Here is a 14,984-nt window from a genome sequence, read left to right as displayed (position 1 = left end):
TGGTCGGCGATGTGCAGGTGCACGATGCGCTCGATATGGCCGGCCATCACCTGTTGGGGTACTTCGTCCATCACCATGGAATGGTAGAGGTCGTAGGTCAGCCCGATCTCGGGACGGTTGACGGCGTTGACGATATCGAGGCCCTCGGCTGTCGAGGACAGATAGTAACCCTTGTGATCGACGCGAGTGTTGAGCGGCTCCAGCCCCAAGCGCAGGCCGCTTCCCTTGAGCACATCGGCTGAGCCGGACATCGCTTCGATCAGGGCATCATGCTGGCTGGCGCGGGAAACGCCGGGCAGTTCGGGACCGCCTTGGGCGATGAGCATTTTGGCGCCGAGGCGCAGGGCGACATCGCGGCTTTGGGCGAGGCCGTCGAAGAAGCGCTGGTGATCGCTGGTGCGGGTCAATTCGGCAAAGGGTTCGGCGACGATGCCGGCGAGCGTCAGCCCGGTTTCGCCCAGGGCGTCCTCGATGGCATCAAGGTTCTTGTTGGACCAGAGCCAGAATTCCACCGCATCGAAACCGGCGGCCTTGGCGAGGCGAATGCGCTGGGCGGGGTCGGAACTTTCGGGGACGAACAGCATGTCGATGCAGGCGGAATAGCGCATTTTTTGGTCCCTCTTCGGCGTGCCGCTTTAAACGCGGCGCAATCGAACATCTTCGATGGAGTGGCTTTTGCCCTTCTTGAGAATCAGATCGGCGCGGCCGCGGGTGGGTACGACGTTCTGCTGCAGGTTGGGCAGGTTGATGGTCTCCCAGACCATTTTGCCAAAAGCGCCGGCCTCGTCCTTGCTCATCTCGGCAAAGCGGCGGAAGAACGAGGTGGGATCGCGGAACGCCGTCTCGCGGAGCTGGAAAAACCGCTCCATGAACCAGGATTCCAGATCCTCGTTGTCGGCGTCGATATAGATCGAAAAATCGATGAAGTCGGAGGCGAAGAGGATCGGCTTGCCGGTCTTGGGCAGTTCGCCGGGCTGCAGGATGTTGAGGCCCTCGACGATCAGGATATCGGGGCGGTCGATCACGACCTGCTGGTCAGGCACGATATCGTAGACCAGATGGGAATAGACCGGCGCCGCGACATTGCCCTTGCCCGATTTGATATCGGCGAGGAACTGCACGAAGCGGCCGCGATCGTAGCTTTCGGGGAAGCCCTTGCGCTGCATGATGCCACGCTCGGTCAGAGTGGCATTGGGCAGCAGGAACCCGTCGGTGGTGACGAGATCGACCTTGGGGCTGGAGGGCCAGCGTTGCAACAGCGCGCGCAGGATACGCGCCGTGGTGGATTTACCCACCGCCACCGATCCGGCGACGCCGATGATGAAGGGCACTTTCTGGTCGGGGGTATCGAGGAAGCGGGTGGAGATATTGTGCAGGCCCTGCACAGCCTCGACGTAAAACGAGAGCAGGCGGGTCAGCGGCAGGTAGACCTCTTCGGCCTCCTCGAGCGAAATCGGATCGCTGAGGGTGCGCAGGCGCTTGATGTCTTCGGCGTCGAGCGTCATCGGCTCGTCGGCGCGGAGAGCCGACCACTGGGCCCGGGTGAAGCTGTGATAGGGGGCGAGGACCGAGCGGCGCTTGGTCATCAGGACGGTTTCCGCGCGGCTTTTTCAGCTAGACCGGATTGGGCCTGGCGGGATTCCAGTTCGCTCATCACGGCACTGAGCGGCACGTCGACGGCGCGCAGTAGCACCAGCAGGTGGAACAGCACGTCGGCGGCCTCCTTGGTCAGTTCGGGCTTGTTGGCGGTGACGCCAGCGATGACGGCTTCGGTGGCCTCCTCGCCGAGCTTTTGCGCGCACTTTTCCACGCCGCGCGAAATCAGCTTGGCGGTGTAACTCTCATCGGGAGAGGCGGCAGCGCGCAGGGCGATGCGGGCATCGAGGTCGTCGAGGGTAAAGGGCATGCGAGGCTCCCACTATTGCGAGGGGCTTAGAGCAAACTTCGAGGCGGGAGTCACCTGGCTCAGGCGGCGCGATCCATGCGGACGGGAATGCCGTGATCGGCCAGATACTGCTTGGCCTGGGGGATGGTGTAGGTGCCGAAGTGGAAGATGGAGGCGGCCAGCACGGCGCTGGCATGGCCTTCGCGCACGCCCTCGACCAGGTGATCAAGATTGCCGACGCCGCCCGAGGCGATGACCGGGACATTGACTGCATCGGTGATGGCGCGGGTCAGGGCGATATCGAAGCCGGACTTGGTGCCGTCGCGATCCATCGAGGTGACCAGCAATTCGCCGGCGCCGAGTTCGACCATGCGGACGGCGAACTCGACCGCGTCGAGGCCCGAGGCGTTGCGGCCGCCATGTGTGTAGATTTCCCACTCAGAGCGGTTGTCGCCGCCGACGCGCTGGTCGAGCCGCTGCTTGGCATCGACGGAGACGACGATGCACTGATTGCCGAATTTGTCGGCGGCACGGGCGATGAAATTGGGATCGTTCACCGCTGACGAATTGATCGCCACCTTGTCGGCGCCGGACAGCAGGAGCTTGCGGATATCCTCGAGCGTGCGCACGCCGCCACCGACGGTGACGGGCATGAAGCAGTGTTCGGCGGTGCGGGCGACAACATCGAAAATGGTGTCGCGGCCCTCGTGGCTGGCGGCGATATCGAGGAAGCACAATTCATCGGCGCCGGCCGCGTCATAGGCGATGGCGGCTTCCACCGGATCGCCGGCATCGATCAGATCGACGAACTGCACGCCCTTGACCACGCGGCCGTCCTTGACGTCGAGGCAGGGGATGAGGCGGGTCTTGAGGGTCACGGGGAAAGTCCTTGTTCGACGACCAAGATAGGAACGAAGCGTTGGCGATGCCAGTCAGTGGCCGGCCCGGATCGCGCGCGCCCAGGCGGCGTGGTGGATGGGCAGGATGATCAGCCAGACGATGAAGGCGCCCAGCCCGAGCGGGACGCTGACCAGCATCAGCCAACCGAGCACGCCCATGGTGTAAAGCGTTTCGCCCCAGTCGCCCATGGCAAGGCAGGCATAGAGGCTACCCTGTTGGGGGCCGCAGCCATTGGCATCGGCGATGCCGAAGGTCGTGGCGAGCAGACCGATGGGCCACAGGGTGAAAATGGCGATGAACACCAGGGCCGTCCAATAGGCCCACCAGGGGAACCGGCTCTGGGGAGCCAGCTCGGTCATGCGGCGGCCTTGAGCAAAGCGAGTGCTTCACGTGAATCAATGCGGCCGTCATAAAGCGCGCGGCCCGAAATGGCGCCTTCGAGGGCGCGGTATTTCGGATCGGCCAGGGTGGCGATATCGGCCATCGAGGCGAGGCCGCCCGAGGCGATCACCGGAATGGCGGTGGCCTCGGCGAGCTTGATTGTCGCCTCCCAGTTGATGCCGGCCAGGATGCCGTCGCGATCGATATCGGTATAGATGATGGCCGCGACCCCGGCGCCTTCGAAGCGCTTGGCGAGTTCGATGACGGAGAGCTGCGAGGTTTCGGCCCAGCCTTCGACGGCCACCATGCCGGCGCGGGCATCGATGCCGACAGCGATTTTTCCCGGATATTTTTGGGCGGCCTCGCGGACCAAGGCGGGATCGCGCACCGCGACGGTGCCGAGGATGACGCGGGACACGCCCTTGGCGAGCCAGGCATCGATATGGGCCATGGTGCGGATGCCGCCGCCAAGCTGGACGGGGAATTTCACTGCGCCGATGATGGCTTCGACGGCGGCGCCGTTGACGCTTTCGCCCGCGAAGGCGCCGTTGAGATCGACGACGTGAAGATATTCAAACCCCTGGTCTTCGAACAGTTTGGCCTGGGCGGCGGGGCTGTCGTTGAACACGGTGACCTGGTTCATGTCGCCCAGCTTGAGGCGAACGCACTGGCCGTCTTTGAGGTCGATGGCGGGAAAGAGGATCATGGGGACCAGGTGAGGAAATTGGAGATGAGGGCGAGGCCGAGGGCCTGGCTTTTTTCGGGGTGGAACTGCGTGCCGAAAATATTGTCGCGGCCGACGATAGCGGTGACGGGCCCGCCGTAATCGGTCGTGGCGATGGTCAGGTCGGGCCGGTCGGTCTGCAGGTGATAGGAGTGCACGAAATAGGCGTGCAGGCCCTCGGGGATGCCGGCGAGGAGGGTGTGGGGCCTCTGGATGCGCAGCGTGTTCCAGCCCATGTGCGGAATCTTGAGGGTCGGGTCGGACGGGGTCAGATGGACCACCGCGCCGTCGATCCAGCCGAGGCCGGGGGTGATGGCCTTTTCGCGGCCTTCGGTGGCGAGCAATTGCATGCCGACACAGATGCCGAGGAAGGGCGTGCCGCCAGCGATGACGCGTTCTTCGAGCACGTCGCGCATGCCGGGGACGGCATTGAGGCCGGCGGCGCAATCGGCAAAGGCGCCGACGCCGGGCAGCACGATACGGCTGGCGGCGCGGACCTTTTCGGGATCGGCGGTGACGAGAATCTCGGAGGGATCGTCCATGAGCGCGGCCTGGCGCTCGAAGGCGTTGGCGGCGGAACGGAGGTTGCTCGAGCCGTAATCGATGATGGTAACGAGGCTCATTTGGATTCCAGCCAGGACAGGGTCGCAAGATCGGGGGCGGTGGCGACGCGGTCGCCACGATGGCTCCAGCCGCGATGGCTCAGCGCCTGGCGGCGCAGGCCGGGGGCGGCGAAGCCGATCCAGAGTGCGAAGAGGACGTAGAGCCAGAAGGCCGCGGCACCACCAAGGATCGCGGCGGCTAGGCCCAGCGCGATGACGGCGACGATGTAGGCGATCAGGGGCAGCCAGAGGCCGTGGACGAGCGCGAAGACGGGCGGCAGCAGGAAGGCCAACCAGGAGAATTTTTCCGGGATGGCGGCTGGGGTAGAAGTGATACCGAGCTTGGGCTCGAAAATGGCGAAGAGGGTCATGGCGGCTCCGAGGCAATGACCATCCCGCACACTCGGTGTCATACCGGCGAAGGCCGGCACCCATCTCGAGATCTCAGGATGGGTCCCGGCCTGCGCCGGGGTGACATCGTGGTTGTGGGTGATTTAGGGCAAAAGGACGACGAGCGGAAGACCCCTCACGTGCAGCCACCCGCCGTCCGACCCCGTGAGCCTACCGCAGCCCAAGCCGGACGCGGTGGTCGTGGGGAGGGGCCCGCGGATCAAGTCCGCGGGAAGGAAGGTTGGTGGGGTGACAATGCCTTTTACAACGTGCCCTTGGTGGAGGGGATGCGATCGGCCTGGCGGGGATCGATCTCGACGGCGTCGCGCAGGGCGCGGGCGACGGCCTTGAACATGGACTCGGCCAGATGGTGGTTGTTGTCGAAGTAGAAGTTCTCGAGGTGCAGCGTGATGCCAGCATTCATGGCAAAAGCCTGGAAGAATTCGCGGAACAGCTCGGTATCCATTTCGCCGATTTTTGGGGCAGAGAAGGAGGCGCGGAAGACGAGGAACGGGCGGCCGGAGACGTCGACGGCGGCGCGGGTCAGCGTGCCATCCATCGGCAGGTCGGAACTGGCATAGCGGCGGATGCCCTTCTTGTCGCCAAGGGCTTTGAGGAAAGCCTGACCGAGAGCGATGCCGACGTCTTCCGCCGTGTGGTGAAAATCGATGTGCAGGTCGCCCTTGGCGGCGACGGTCATGTCGATCAGCGAGTGGCGCGAAAGCTGGTCGAGCATGTGATCGAAAAAGCCGATGCCGGTCGCCATGGAATGGGTGCCGGTGCCGTCGAGGTTGAGCGAGACGGTGATTTCGGTCTCGTTGGTCTTGCGGGCAATCTCGGCGGTGCGCATGGGTTTGTCTCCAGAATAGGCGGCTGACTAGCAGATAGGCACGGACGCGTGAAGATCACGTTAGAGGGCGCCATTCGCTATTGTGCCATAATCGGCTGACGAACTGCGCGTTTGACCTCACGGAGTTGGCCAATGCGTTTCCTGCCCCTGCTTGTCCTGGCCGCCTTGCTGACAGTGTCGCCCGCCATGGCGCAATCGAGCCGAACCGCCTGCGACATGGTCTCGCCCGGGGTGCTGGAGGACAGTTTCGGCGGGCTTGCCACGATCATCGAGCAGAGCGAGCAGGACGGCGTGTCGTTTTGCAATTGGCAGGGCGGGGACGGGCTCTATGCCAAAGTCACGTCCATCACCGCCGCCAGCCAGAACATCACCGGCGGCACGCCGCTGCAATATTTCGAGCAGTCGCAGGCCGGCATGGCAAGCAATGTCGGTGCCGAAAACCTTGCCCCGCTGGAGGGGCCTTGGCAGGCAGGCTTCATCGTGGATCCGGCCGAGAACCCATCGAAGGCCTATAGCATCAGCTTCATCAACAAGGACGATACGGTAACCGTCCAGACCTTCGGCTTAGCCAGGGACGAGGCCGTTTCCCTCGCCGAGGCGGTCGCCGCAGGCATGTAGCGCGCGCCACATTGCAATCGCCCAAGCGTGCCCTAAATATCACTCAACAGTTCTGGAGTTTCTTCCCAATGAGTGAGAGCAATAATTTCCCCGGCTGGCACGGGACGACGATTGTCGCCGTGCGCAAGGGCAACAAGGTGGTGGTGGCCGGCGACGGCCAGGTGACCATGGGCCAGACCGTGATGAAGCACGGCGCGCGCAAGGTTCGGCGGCTGGGCGATGGCAACGTGATCGGCGGCTTTGCCGGCGCGACGGCGGACGCCTTCACGCTGTTCGAGCGGCTCGAGGCCAAGCTGATCCAGTATCCCAATCAGTTGATGCGCGCCTCGGTCGAGCTGGCCAAGGACTGGCGCACCGATCGCTATCTGCGGCGGCTGGAGGCGATGATGATCGTCGCCGACGCCAAGGAGACGCTGGTGCTGACCGGCACGGGCGACGTGCTGACGCCGGACTATGGCGTGACGGCCATCGGCTCGGGCGGCAATTACGCGCTGAGCGCAGCGCTGGCGCTGGCCGACGCGACCGAGCTGGACGCCGAGGAAATCGCCCGCCGGGCGATGAAGATCGCCGAGCAGGTCTGCGTCTATACCAATTCCAACGTCACCCTTGAAACGATCGAGTTCTAGCAATTGGATTACTCGATCCGGATGCTGACCGCTGCTGACGTCGCCGCCTATCGGGCGCTGCGCCATGAGGCCTTGGTCAATCATCCCGATGCCTATGCGAGTTCGGCGGAAAGCTTTGCTGCCCGCGGCGATGACGATCTGGCGGCGCTGCTGGGTCAGATGGCATTTTTCGGCGTCTTCGCCGAAGGCACTCTGGGCGGCATCGTGGCCTTCGGCCAGACCAAGGGCGAGCGCGAACAGCATCGGGGCTGGCTCTATCAGGTCTATGTGCAGCAGCGTTTACGCGGCACCGGCGCGAGCCTGGCGCTGATCGAGACAGCGGTGGCGCATGCCCGCAGCCGGGTGATCCAACTGCACCTGATGGTGGGTGCGCATAACACGCCGGCTATCGGGCTCTACGAAAAGGCGGGGTTCAAAACCTATGGCACCGACCCCCGCTGCCTTTTGGTGAACGGTCGATATATCGACGAACACATGATGGTGCGCTTCTTCGATGAGGCACCAGGAAAGACAGAAAATGAGTGAGACCAATTTTTCCCCGCGCGAGATCGTATCCGAACTCGACCGGCACATCGTGGGCCAGCATGACGCCAAACGCGCCGTCGCCGTGGCTTTGCGCAATCGGTGGCGCCGGCAGCAGCTGACCCCCGAATTGCGGCGCGAAGTGACGCCCAAGAATATCCTGATGATCGGGCCGACCGGCGTCGGCAAGACCGAGATCGCGCGACGCCTGGCGCGGCTGGCGCAGGCGCCGTTCATCAAGGTGGAAGCGACCAAATTCACCGAGGTGGGCTATGTGGGCCGCGACGTCGAGCAGATCATTCGCGATTTGGTCGAGGCCGGCATCGCGGTACTGCGCGACAAGAAGCGCGCCGACGTGCAAGCGCAGGCGCATCACAATGCCGAAGAGCGGGTGCTCGATGCGTTGGTGGGCACTTCGGCGCTGCCGTCGACGCGAGACTCGTTCCGCAAGAAGCTGCGGGGCAATGAGCTGGACGACAAGGAAATCGAGATCGAGCTGACGCCATCGGCCGGGGCCGGCGGGTTTGAGATTCCCGGCATGCAGGGCGGGGTCGGCATGATCAACCTGCAGGACATGTTCGCCAAGATGGGCGGCAAGGGCACCAAGCGGAAGTTCAAGGTGAAGGACGCCTATGAACCGCTGATCGCCGAGGAGGCCGACAAGCTGCTCGACCAGGACCAGCTCAAGAGCGAAGCCATCGAGCTGGTGGAAAACCACGGCATCGTCTTCATCGACGAAATCGACAAGGTGGCGGCGCGCGATGGCGGCGTCTCGGGTGGTCCATCGCGCGAGGGCGTGCAGCGCGACCTGCTGCCGCTGATCGAGGGCACGACGGTGTCGACCAAGTATGGTCCGGTCAAGACCGACCATATCCTGTTCATCGCATCGGGCGCGTTCCATGTGAGCAAGCCCAGTGATCTGCTGCCGGAATTGCAGGGCCGCCTGCCGATCCGGGTGGAGCTCAAGGCGCTGACCCGCGAGGATTTCATTGCCATCCTCAACGATACCGAGGCTAGCCTGATCAAGCAGTATGTGGCGCTGATGGCCACCGAAGGGCTGACGCTGGACATTACCCAGGACGCCATCGCGGCGATTGCCGACGCGGCGGTCAAGGTCAACAACTCGGTCGAGAATATCGGCGCGCGCCGGTTGCAGACGGTGATGGAGCGGCTGGTGGAGGATATTTCCTTCACCGCGCCGGACAAGCAGGGCGAGACCATCCGCATCGACGCGGCGTTTGTGGCCGAGAAGGTGGGTGTGTTGGCGGCGGATACGGATTTGAGCAAGTTCGTGTTGTAAGAACTCGATGGTTGCCCTGCCTCCCCCTTGAGGGGAGGGACTGAGGGTGGGAGGCTGCAACGGGAGTGGCGCCAAGCCAGACGAAATCCGGTTTGCGGCTCGTTCCCCCCACCCTGGCCCTCCCCTCAGGGGGAGGGGACGAGGAGCTGGGAATTCAAAGACAGCCGCCAGGTTCGCCTGGCGGCTTTTTTATGGCCGCGGCTTGTTGGCCCGGCGCTGCAATTCGGTGCGGAGGGCGATGAGGTCTTCGGTATTGAGCTTGCCGATGGCGGCGGCGAGGCGGTTGGTCAGTTCGGTGGCCTCGGGGGCAAGGCCCCCGGTATCGATGGTGATCTTGGGATCGGAGAGTTCGGCGAGGCGCTGCAGCTCTTCGGCCTCGTCCCAGATGACGTTGAAATAGGCGATGATGCGATGCAGCAGGAAGCCGGTGGGCTTGCCGCGGCGGCCGTGTTCGAGGGCGGACAGATAGGCGCTCGAGACGTTGAGCGCCGCCGCCATCTCCTTCAGCGAGACGCCGCGTTCCTCGCGCAGGGCCCGCATTTTTGCGCCCAAGGGCGTCATGGCCGGCGCAGGCGCACATACCAGGCGCCCTCCCCACCATGGCCACGGGCGGCCACGGTCCAGCCGGACACGAGCGGCGACAGCGACGGCTCGCTAAGCCAGACCGGCAGCATGGTGCGCAGCACGCCGCGCTCGGTCATGGCGAGGGTGTAGTCGTCGATGGTCTTGATGCCCTTGCCGGTGATGACCAAGATGGTGCGGTCGCCCCGCGCGGCCCGAGCCTGGATGAAACGATAGAGCGCGGCCCGGGCTTCGTCCTGGCGCAGGCCATGCAGGTCGATGGTGCCATCGATCTCGATACGACCGCGCACGACCTTCTTCTTGATGGAGGGCTCGAGCGCCCGGTCGGGGATTTTGCCATGCGGGGGCATCGGCGCCTGGTAGGACGGCACCTGGAAGCGGCGGCGTGGCTTTTCGGGAGGCGGCGGAGCGGGCGGCTTTTCGGCCGCCGGCTCAGGCAGGGGCAGCGGGCCGTTGGCCATCTTCAGCAGACGCTTGCGGCGCAGCGGATCGATGGTGGCGGCAACGGCCGTCCACAGGTGGAAGTCGTGTGGCAGGCGTTTTGGATCACGCTTGGACATGAAGGCAAAGACCCGCCCGCCGCGCCGGTTAGTCGAGCTGGCTGGTGGTGACCACTTTCCAGTTCGGATCGCGCGACTTTGGGTTGCGCGCAAAGGTCCATTCATCGGCTATGGTCTGCACCTGATCGGCATTGCCATCGACCAGCGTGCCGTCCTTGTCGCGGGTGGCCGACACCACTTCGGCGTGGAAGCGGATGGTGACGTTGACGTTCTTCTTGTCGAATTCGGCGTCGGAGAATTCGACCTTGGGCAGGCCAACAAAGGTGAAATCCACCTTCTGACCGGCGGCCTCGCGATCGGCGATGGCGCGCTGGAAGCCGTCGAACACGTCTTTTTCCAACAAGTTCTTGAGGGTGTTGCGATCGCCGGCGGCAAACGCGGTGACGATCATCTCATAGGCCTGCTTGGCGCCATCCATGAAGGATTTCGGGGTAAAGCTCGGATCGGCCTCAGCCACGGCCTTGAGGCCCTCGGCCAGACCCGCATTGCCCTTGGAGAACTGCTCGATTTCGGCCTCGGTCTTGCGGGCGCGGCGGTCCTCATCGAGATCGGGATTGCCGGCGCCACGCGGGCGGATCGGCACGATAGTGTCTTCGGTGGCGGGTTTGACGCTTTTGGCATCGGACTTGACCCGGCGTTCGACCGGAGGCCGCTCATTGCCGGTGCGTGTCCCCAGAACCGAGCGCAGGCGGAACAGGATGACGATCGCAAGACCGATAACGATGAGGGTAGGCAGATCGAGAAATTCGGCCATGGACAAACACCTATTGCAAAACACGTCGGCAAAATCGCATCCGGATGCGACGCGAGCGCTCGCAGCGCGCCCAAACTGACCTATATATAGGAAAAGTTCACCCCGAAACCAGTTCACGATGGGGCGAGTTCTCTTTTGAGGCTCGATCCCGGTTTCGGCAAGAGAGGAATGACCCGGTTGGCTCGATTTTTCCTGCTTGGCCTGCTGGCCCTGCCCATCGTGGAAATTGCCCTGTTCATCAAGGTGGGGCAGACGATCGGGCTGTGGCCGACGTTGGCTCTGGTGATCGGCGCGGCGCTGTTGGGCGGGGCGCTGCTGCGCCAGCAGGGGCTGGCCGTGCTGATGCAACTGCGCGGCAATGTCGCGGCCGGCAAGCTGCCCGGACAGACCATTGCGGATGCGGCGCTGATCGGGGTGGCGGCGGTGCTGCTGATCCTGCCGGGTTTTTTGAGCGACGTGGTGGGACTGAGCTTGCTGGTGCCGCCGATCCGACGCTGGATCTACAAGACGCTTGCGGGCAATTTTACCGTGGTGCAGACCACCGGCTTTCGCGCGCAACCCAGTCCCGAAGATGGCCGCATCAAGGGGCCGGGGGTGATCGATCTCGACGACGAGGACTATCGGCCGCGTTAAGCGAGACGGCTGGTCCTCCTTGTCCGGTTGGCGCAAAGATGCTAGCCAGCCCGCCAATAAATGGTGTCGAGGAACCCCAAAATGGCTGACGATAATCAGGGCGCTGCCGCGCCGCAGGCAAATACCGCCCCGATGATGAACCTGGTGGGCCAGTATATCCGCGACCTGTCGTTCGAAAATCCGGGTGCTCCGGCCTCGATCATGCTGGGCTCGGGGGCTCCGGCGTTCAACGTCTCGATCAGCGTCGGCGTCAAGAAGCAGGCCGACGATCTTTATGCGGTGGAGCTGACGCTGACGGCCAAGGCCAATCGCGAAGCCACCGTGCTGTTCAATGTCGAACTGGTCTATGGCGGCGTGTTCCGCCTGCGCAATATCGTCGACGCGCAGCTCAGCCAGCTGTTGATGATCGAGTGCCCGCGCTTGATCTTCCCGTTCGCGCGGCAGGTTCTGGCCAGCGTCACCCAGCAGGGCGGCTTCCCGCCGCTGATGATGGAGCCGGTTGATTTTGCCACCATCTATCGCCAGAACCTGGCGAACCTGGCCGCCAAGCAGAACGGTGCGCCGGCCGTGGCGGATGCGGATACGACCAAGCCGAACTAATTTTTGGGTTTTGGAATTTGAAGGCCTCGGACATTTAGTCCGGGGCCTTTTTGTTTAGGACGCTTGCGCGTACTCATTCCAGAGCGCATCGGCGCCCATGGTGGCGATCAGCGCAGCGTGGGCAACCGCAGCCTCAGCCGATACGCGCGAGGGCAGCGGCACGGGGCGGCGGATGGCGGCGACCATGGAGGCAATGCCTTCGGCGCCCGAGATGCGGTTTTCCGCCACCAGGGCCAGGCCCGCCTGGCGGCCGCCAATCAGTTCCAGATAGACCTCGGCCAGGATTTCGCTATCGAGCAGAGCGCCATGCAGGGTGCGGCGCGAGGTGTCGATGCCATAATGCTTGCAGAGGGCGTCAAGGCTCACTCGGGCGCCCGGATGGCGCTCGCGGGCCAGCATGACCGTATCGATGACGTCATTGGTTAGCTTGGGCTGGCCCAGATTGGTCAGCTCGGCATTGAGGAAGCCCATATCGAAGGGAGCATTGTGGATGATCAGCGTGGCATCTTCGATGAAGGCGCGGAAATCGGCGGCCGCAGCGGAGAATAGCGGCTTGTCGGCGAGGAAGTCGTCGGACAGGCCATGCACCCGGAACGCCTCTTCGGGCATCGAGCGCTGCGGATTGAGATAGACGTGGAAGGTCCGGCCCGAAGGCAGGTGATTGACCAGCTCGACGCAGCCGATTTCGACCAGGCGGTCCCCCGTGGCGGGAGAAAGGCCGGTGGTTTCGGTATCGAGCACGACCTGGCGTGTCACGGCGTCTCCCCTAACGTCTTTTACTGTTGCGCCTGGCGCGCCTGGATGGCGGCGACCAGCGCTTTGACCATGTCGGTCGTTTGCTTGATGCTGCCACCCGTGTCGAACGCATAGGTGGCGCGTGCCCTCTTTTGTGCCTGCGGGAGCTGGCGGGCAAGGATGGTGTCGAGCTTTTCCACGGTCATGCCGGGACGCGCCAGAGCACGCTCGCGCTGGATGGGCTCGGCCACATGGGTGACGCCGATGGCATCGAAGCCATAATCATAACCGCTCTCGAACAGCAGCGGCACTTCAACGACGGCCAAGGCTGCGCCGGATTTTTGCGCGTTGTCCATGAAACGGGCAATGCGGGCGCGCACGAGGGGATGGACCACGCTCTCGAGGCGCTGGAAGCCAGATGGGTCGGCGGCGAGACGCTGTGACAACAGGGCTTTGTCGATGACGCCATTGACCGCGACGCCAGGGAACAGCGCTTCGACGGGTGCCACGGCGTCACCAGCATAAAGCTCGGCCACGGCGATGTCGGCTGAATAGACCGGGACACCGAAGGTTTTGAAGGCCTCGAGCACGGTAGATTTTCCCGTGGCGATCGAGCCGGTAATGCCGATGCGCCACATGCTCAATGTTCCAACGTGGCTTCGATGCGAGCCCGCAGGGCGGGCGTGACGAGGGGGCGCGTGCCGAACCAGGCCTCGAAACCGGGCACGGCCTGATGCAACAACATGCCCAAGCCATCGACGGTCCGCAGGGCAAGCGCCTTGGCGTCGGCCAGCAGCGGCGTGACCTGCGGGGTGTAGACAATATCGGTCACCAGCGCCGTCTTCGGCAGCAGCCCCAGATCGAGTCCTTCAAAGCGCGTGCCGTGCATTCCGATCGAGCTGGTATTGACCACAAGGCCCGCCTTCGGCCCCAGTTCGGCGAAGGCCTCATAGCCATGGGCGCTGAACGGCCCGTCGATATGGGATGCCAGTTGTGCCGCATTGGCGACGGTGCGGTTGAGGATATGGACCTGTCTGACCCCGCGGCTGCGCAGGGCGACGAGCACGGCGCGGGCCGCGCCGCCGGCGCCCAGCACAATGGCCTCATCGAGGCTATCCGCCCAGCCAGGCGCGCCGGCATCGAGATTGCCCAAAAAGCCGAGATAATCCGTATTGGTGCCATGAACCTTGCCGTCGCGCACCACCAGCGTATTGACCGCGCCGATGGTCTTGGCCAGCGGATCAACGCTGTCGCAGAGCGCAAAAACCGCTTCCTTATGGGGAATGGTGACATTGCCGCCGGCAAATTCACCGCCACGCAGGCGCTCGAAAAACGCCAGCAGCTCGGCGGGCGCCACATCGATGGCCTCGTAGCTGCCGTCGATGCCGTGTTCGGTGAGCCAAGTGCCATGGATCAGCGGCGAGCGCGAATGGTTGATCGGGTGGCCGATGACAAAGGCTTTGGTGGTCACGCCGTCTGGTCCTTGAGCACTTCGGGGGCAAATTCGCGCAAGGCGGCCAGCAGCGGCAGCAAGGGCAGGCCCAGAATCGTGAAATAGTCGCCGCTAATGGCCTCGAACAGGCGGATCGAGGGTCCTTCTAGGCGATAGCCACCCACCGAGGACAGAATGCCTTCGCCCTCGCGGGCCAGCACGTCATCGCGGTCGGCGTCGGAAAACTCGCGCATCGTCAGCTCGGCCGTCTGGATATCGGACCATAGCAGCACATCGTCCTGCACCAGGGTGACGGCGGCATGCAGGCGGTGGGTCTTGCCCTTGAGCCGGTCGAGCTGGAGCGCCGCATCGGCGCGATTGACGGGCTTGTGCAAGAGCTCAGTGCCGAGGGCCAGGGTTTGATCGGCGCCGATCACAAAGGCGCCGGGATGGGTTTTGGCGACAGCGGCCGCCTTGGCTTTGGCGAGCAGCAGGGCGTTGTCGCGACCATCGGCGCCTGCCTCGTGGGCGGCGCTTTCCAGCGCGCGTTCATCGATGTCGGCGGGCATAGTCGAAAACACCAGACCGGCTTGAGTCAGCAGGGTTTTTCTGGCGGCGCTGGCAGAAGCGAGGATCAACATGGGACTAGGTTTTCCACACTGTCATCCCCAGCTCAAGGCCCACCTGTGATAATGACTCATGGTTTTGGCCTTGGGCCCGACTTGTTCGACTTGGTTATCAAAACATTAACATTTGGACTCGGCCCCCGGCGAAACCGGGCTGGGGACAAGAGTGGGGAAAACTCCGCAACGGCGCGATCCTGGCGCCAAGCGCTTTTACACAGGCCAAGACTCCGCTGGACTCCGGCGAGTCCCGAATTAATGAAGCGT

22 protein-coding genes are annotated in these 14,984 nt (G+C 63.8%); 6 read left to right on the top strand and 16 right to left on the bottom strand.

Translation table 11 applies throughout. The features are described 5' to 3' along the window. The 9 genes from JWP26_RS09390 to hisB form a co-directional block, all read right to left on the bottom strand. The coding region (locus JWP26_RS09390) for a TIM barrel protein (protein ID WP_299726232.1) at positions 1-608 on the bottom strand (608 nt) is incomplete at its 3' end. Between the two features lie 27 nt (positions 609-635). Then, complete coding sequence (coaA, locus tag JWP26_RS09385) at positions 636-1,586, bottom strand: type I pantothenate kinase (protein ID WP_299726230.1); 951 nt, start codon at positions 1,584-1,586, stop codon at positions 636-638. Further along, entirely contained in the window at positions 1,586-1,906 is a 321-nt protein-coding gene (locus tag JWP26_RS09380; RefSeq protein WP_299726228.1) for a phosphoribosyl-ATP diphosphatase, read from the bottom strand. The genes coaA and JWP26_RS09380 overlap by 1 nt, the downstream gene beginning before the upstream one ends. Positions 1,907-1,965: 59 nt before the next feature. After that, a complete protein-coding gene (hisF, locus tag JWP26_RS09375; RefSeq protein ID WP_299726226.1) occupies positions 1,966-2,763 on the bottom strand; it encodes an imidazole glycerol phosphate synthase subunit HisF in 798 nt (265 codons plus the stop codon). A 54-nt stretch (positions 2,764-2,817) separates the two neighbouring features. Then, positions 2,818-3,144 carry a hypothetical protein gene (locus JWP26_RS09370; protein ID WP_299726223.1) on the bottom strand — a complete coding sequence of 109 codons (327 nt, stop codon included), beginning with the start codon at positions 3,142-3,144 and terminating at the stop codon, positions 2,818-2,820. Next, positions 3,141-3,872, bottom strand: a complete 732-nt coding sequence (gene hisA, locus JWP26_RS09365; protein ID WP_299726221.1) for a 1-(5-phosphoribosyl)-5-[(5-phosphoribosylamino)methylideneamino]imidazole-4-carboxamide isomerase — start codon at positions 3,870-3,872, stop codon at positions 3,141-3,143. Before hisA ends, JWP26_RS09370 begins: the two co-directional genes overlap by 4 nt. Beyond that, positions 3,869-4,513 carry an imidazole glycerol phosphate synthase subunit HisH gene (hisH, locus tag JWP26_RS09360; RefSeq protein WP_299726219.1) on the bottom strand — a complete coding sequence of 215 codons (645 nt, stop codon included), beginning with the start codon at positions 4,511-4,513 and terminating at the stop codon, positions 3,869-3,871. The genes hisA and hisH overlap by 4 nt, the downstream gene beginning before the upstream one ends. Next, on the bottom strand, positions 4,510-4,863 hold the full coding sequence (locus JWP26_RS09355) for a DUF2628 domain-containing protein (protein ID WP_299726217.1): 354 nt from the start codon (positions 4,861-4,863) through the stop codon (positions 4,510-4,512). Before JWP26_RS09355 ends, hisH begins: the two co-directional genes overlap by 4 nt. Before the next feature lie 281 nt (positions 4,864-5,144). Next, on the bottom strand, positions 5,145-5,732 hold the full coding sequence (gene hisB, locus JWP26_RS09350; RefSeq protein ID WP_299726215.1) for an imidazoleglycerol-phosphate dehydratase HisB: 588 nt from the start codon (positions 5,730-5,732) through the stop codon (positions 5,145-5,147). Between the two features lie 132 nt (positions 5,733-5,864). On the opposite strand from hisB, the gene JWP26_RS09345 reads away from it, so the two are divergent. The 4 genes from JWP26_RS09345 to hslU all read left to right on the top strand — a co-directional run bounded on the left by JWP26_RS09345 (position 5,865) and on the right by hslU (position 8,798). Continuing rightward, positions 5,865-6,350 carry a hypothetical protein gene (locus tag JWP26_RS09345; protein ID WP_299726213.1) on the top strand — a complete coding sequence of 162 codons (486 nt, stop codon included), beginning with the start codon at positions 5,865-5,867 and terminating at the stop codon, positions 6,348-6,350. A gap of 68 nt (positions 6,351-6,418) precedes the next feature. Next, positions 6,419-6,976, top strand: coding sequence for an ATP-dependent protease subunit HslV (hslV, locus tag JWP26_RS09340; RefSeq protein ID WP_299726211.1), 558 nt, complete (start codon positions 6,419-6,421; stop codon positions 6,974-6,976). 3 nt (positions 6,977-6,979) lie between these two features. Beyond that, positions 6,980-7,501, top strand: a complete 522-nt coding sequence (locus tag JWP26_RS09335; RefSeq protein WP_299726209.1) for a GNAT family N-acetyltransferase — start codon at positions 6,980-6,982, stop codon at positions 7,499-7,501. Next, positions 7,494-8,798, top strand: a complete 1,305-nt coding sequence (hslU, locus tag JWP26_RS09330) for an ATP-dependent protease ATPase subunit HslU (RefSeq protein ID WP_299726207.1) — start codon at positions 7,494-7,496, stop codon at positions 8,796-8,798. Before JWP26_RS09335 ends, hslU begins: the two co-directional genes overlap by 8 nt. Positions 8,799-8,987: 189 nt before the next feature. Here the strand turns inward: hslU and JWP26_RS09325 are convergent, their stop codons facing one another. Genes JWP26_RS09325 through JWP26_RS09315 form a run of 3 tightly spaced genes read right to left on the bottom strand, consistent with a single transcriptional unit; the run spans position 8,988 to position 10,694 of the window. Continuing rightward, entirely contained in the window at positions 8,988-9,359 is a 372-nt protein-coding gene (locus JWP26_RS09325; protein WP_299726205.1) for a helix-turn-helix transcriptional regulator, read from the bottom strand. Beyond that, positions 9,356-9,940 carry a Smr/MutS family protein gene (locus JWP26_RS09320; RefSeq protein ID WP_299726203.1) on the bottom strand — a complete coding sequence of 195 codons (585 nt, stop codon included), beginning with the start codon at positions 9,938-9,940 and terminating at the stop codon, positions 9,356-9,358. Before JWP26_RS09320 ends, JWP26_RS09325 begins: the two co-directional genes overlap by 4 nt. Positions 9,941-9,968: 28 nt before the next feature. Beyond that, complete coding sequence (locus JWP26_RS09315) at positions 9,969-10,694, bottom strand: Tim44/TimA family putative adaptor protein (protein ID WP_299726201.1); 726 nt, start codon at positions 10,692-10,694, stop codon at positions 9,969-9,971. A 168-nt stretch (positions 10,695-10,862) separates the two neighbouring features. On the opposite strand from JWP26_RS09315, the gene JWP26_RS09310 reads away from it, so the two are divergent. Further along, positions 10,863-11,327 carry an FxsA family protein gene (locus tag JWP26_RS09310; protein ID WP_299726199.1) on the top strand — a complete coding sequence of 155 codons (465 nt, stop codon included), beginning with the start codon at positions 10,863-10,865 and terminating at the stop codon, positions 11,325-11,327. An 81-nt stretch (positions 11,328-11,408) separates the two neighbouring features. After that, positions 11,409-11,927, top strand: coding sequence for a protein-export chaperone SecB (secB, locus tag JWP26_RS09305; protein ID WP_299726197.1), 519 nt, complete (start codon positions 11,409-11,411; stop codon positions 11,925-11,927). Between the two features lie 54 nt (positions 11,928-11,981). Here the strand turns inward: secB and dnaQ are convergent, their stop codons facing one another. Genes dnaQ through JWP26_RS09285 form a run of 4 tightly spaced genes read right to left on the bottom strand, consistent with a single transcriptional unit; the run spans position 11,982 to position 14,735 of the window. Beyond that, positions 11,982-12,683, bottom strand: coding sequence for a DNA polymerase III subunit epsilon (gene dnaQ, locus JWP26_RS09300; RefSeq protein WP_299726195.1), 702 nt, complete (start codon positions 12,681-12,683; stop codon positions 11,982-11,984). A 20-nt stretch (positions 12,684-12,703) separates the two neighbouring features. Continuing rightward, positions 12,704-13,300 (bottom strand): dephospho-CoA kinase, encoded by a 597-nt coding sequence (coaE, locus tag JWP26_RS09295; RefSeq protein WP_299726193.1) that lies wholly within the window; start codon positions 13,298-13,300, stop codon positions 12,704-12,706. Positions 13,301-13,302: 2 nt separating this feature from the next. Continuing rightward, positions 13,303-14,133: a shikimate dehydrogenase gene (locus JWP26_RS09290; protein ID WP_299726191.1), complete on the bottom strand. Its 831-nt coding sequence runs from the start codon at positions 14,131-14,133 to the stop codon at positions 13,303-13,305. Then, positions 14,130-14,735, bottom strand: coding sequence for a Maf family protein (locus JWP26_RS09285; RefSeq protein WP_299726189.1), 606 nt, complete (start codon positions 14,733-14,735; stop codon positions 14,130-14,132). The genes JWP26_RS09290 and JWP26_RS09285 overlap by 4 nt, the downstream gene beginning before the upstream one ends. Positions 14,736-14,984 lie beyond the last annotated feature (249 nt).

The organism is Devosia sp., assembly GCF_028290435.1.
Classification (GTDB): Bacteria; Pseudomonadota; Alphaproteobacteria; order Rhizobiales; family Devosiaceae; genus Devosia.
This window is presented reverse-complemented; position numbering and strand designations above follow the sequence as displayed.

Coding starts and splice junctions, on each gene's coding strand:
- coaA (WP_299726230.1), bottom strand. CDS start 1,586: ATGACCAAGCGCCGCTCGGTCCTCGCCCCCTATCACAGCTTCACCCGG.
- JWP26_RS09380 (WP_299726228.1), bottom strand. CDS start 1,906: ATGCCCTTTACCCTCGACGACCTCGATGCCCGCATCGCCCTGCGCGCT.
- JWP26_RS09370 (WP_299726223.1), bottom strand. CDS start 3,144: ATGACCGAGCTGGCTCCCCAGAGCCGGTTCCCCTGGTGGGCCTATTGG.
- hisA (WP_299726221.1), bottom strand. CDS start 3,872: ATGATCCTCTTTCCCGCCATCGACCTCAAAGACGGCCAGTGCGTTCGC.
- hisH (WP_299726219.1), bottom strand. CDS start 4,513: ATGAGCCTCGTTACCATCATCGATTACGGCTCGAGCAACCTCCGTTCC.
- JWP26_RS09355 (WP_299726217.1), bottom strand. CDS start 4,863: ATGACCCTCTTCGCCATTTTCGAGCCCAAGCTCGGTATCACTTCTACC.
- hisB (WP_299726215.1), bottom strand. CDS start 5,732: ATGCGCACCGCCGAGATTGCCCGCAAGACCAACGAGACCGAAATCACC.
- JWP26_RS09345 (WP_299726213.1), top strand. CDS start 5,865: ATGCGTTTCCTGCCCCTGCTTGTCCTGGCCGCCTTGCTGACAGTGTCG.
- hslV (WP_299726211.1), top strand. CDS start 6,419: ATGAGTGAGAGCAATAATTTCCCCGGCTGGCACGGGACGACGATTGTC.
- hslU (WP_299726207.1), top strand. CDS start 7,494: ATGAGTGAGACCAATTTTTCCCCGCGCGAGATCGTATCCGAACTCGAC.
- JWP26_RS09325 (WP_299726205.1), bottom strand. CDS start 9,359: ATGACGCCCTTGGGCGCAAAAATGCGGGCCCTGCGCGAGGAACGCGGC.
- JWP26_RS09320 (WP_299726203.1), bottom strand. CDS start 9,940: ATGTCCAAGCGTGATCCAAAACGCCTGCCACACGACTTCCACCTGTGG.
- JWP26_RS09315 (WP_299726201.1), bottom strand. CDS start 10,694: ATGGCCGAATTTCTCGATCTGCCTACCCTCATCGTTATCGGTCTTGCG.
- JWP26_RS09310 (WP_299726199.1), top strand. CDS start 10,863: ATGACCCGGTTGGCTCGATTTTTCCTGCTTGGCCTGCTGGCCCTGCCC.
- secB (WP_299726197.1), top strand. CDS start 11,409: ATGGCTGACGATAATCAGGGCGCTGCCGCGCCGCAGGCAAATACCGCC.
- coaE (WP_299726193.1), bottom strand. CDS start 13,300: ATGTGGCGCATCGGCATTACCGGCTCGATCGCCACGGGAAAATCTACC.
- JWP26_RS09285 (WP_299726189.1), bottom strand. CDS start 14,735: ATGTTGATCCTCGCTTCTGCCAGCGCCGCCAGAAAAACCCTGCTGACT.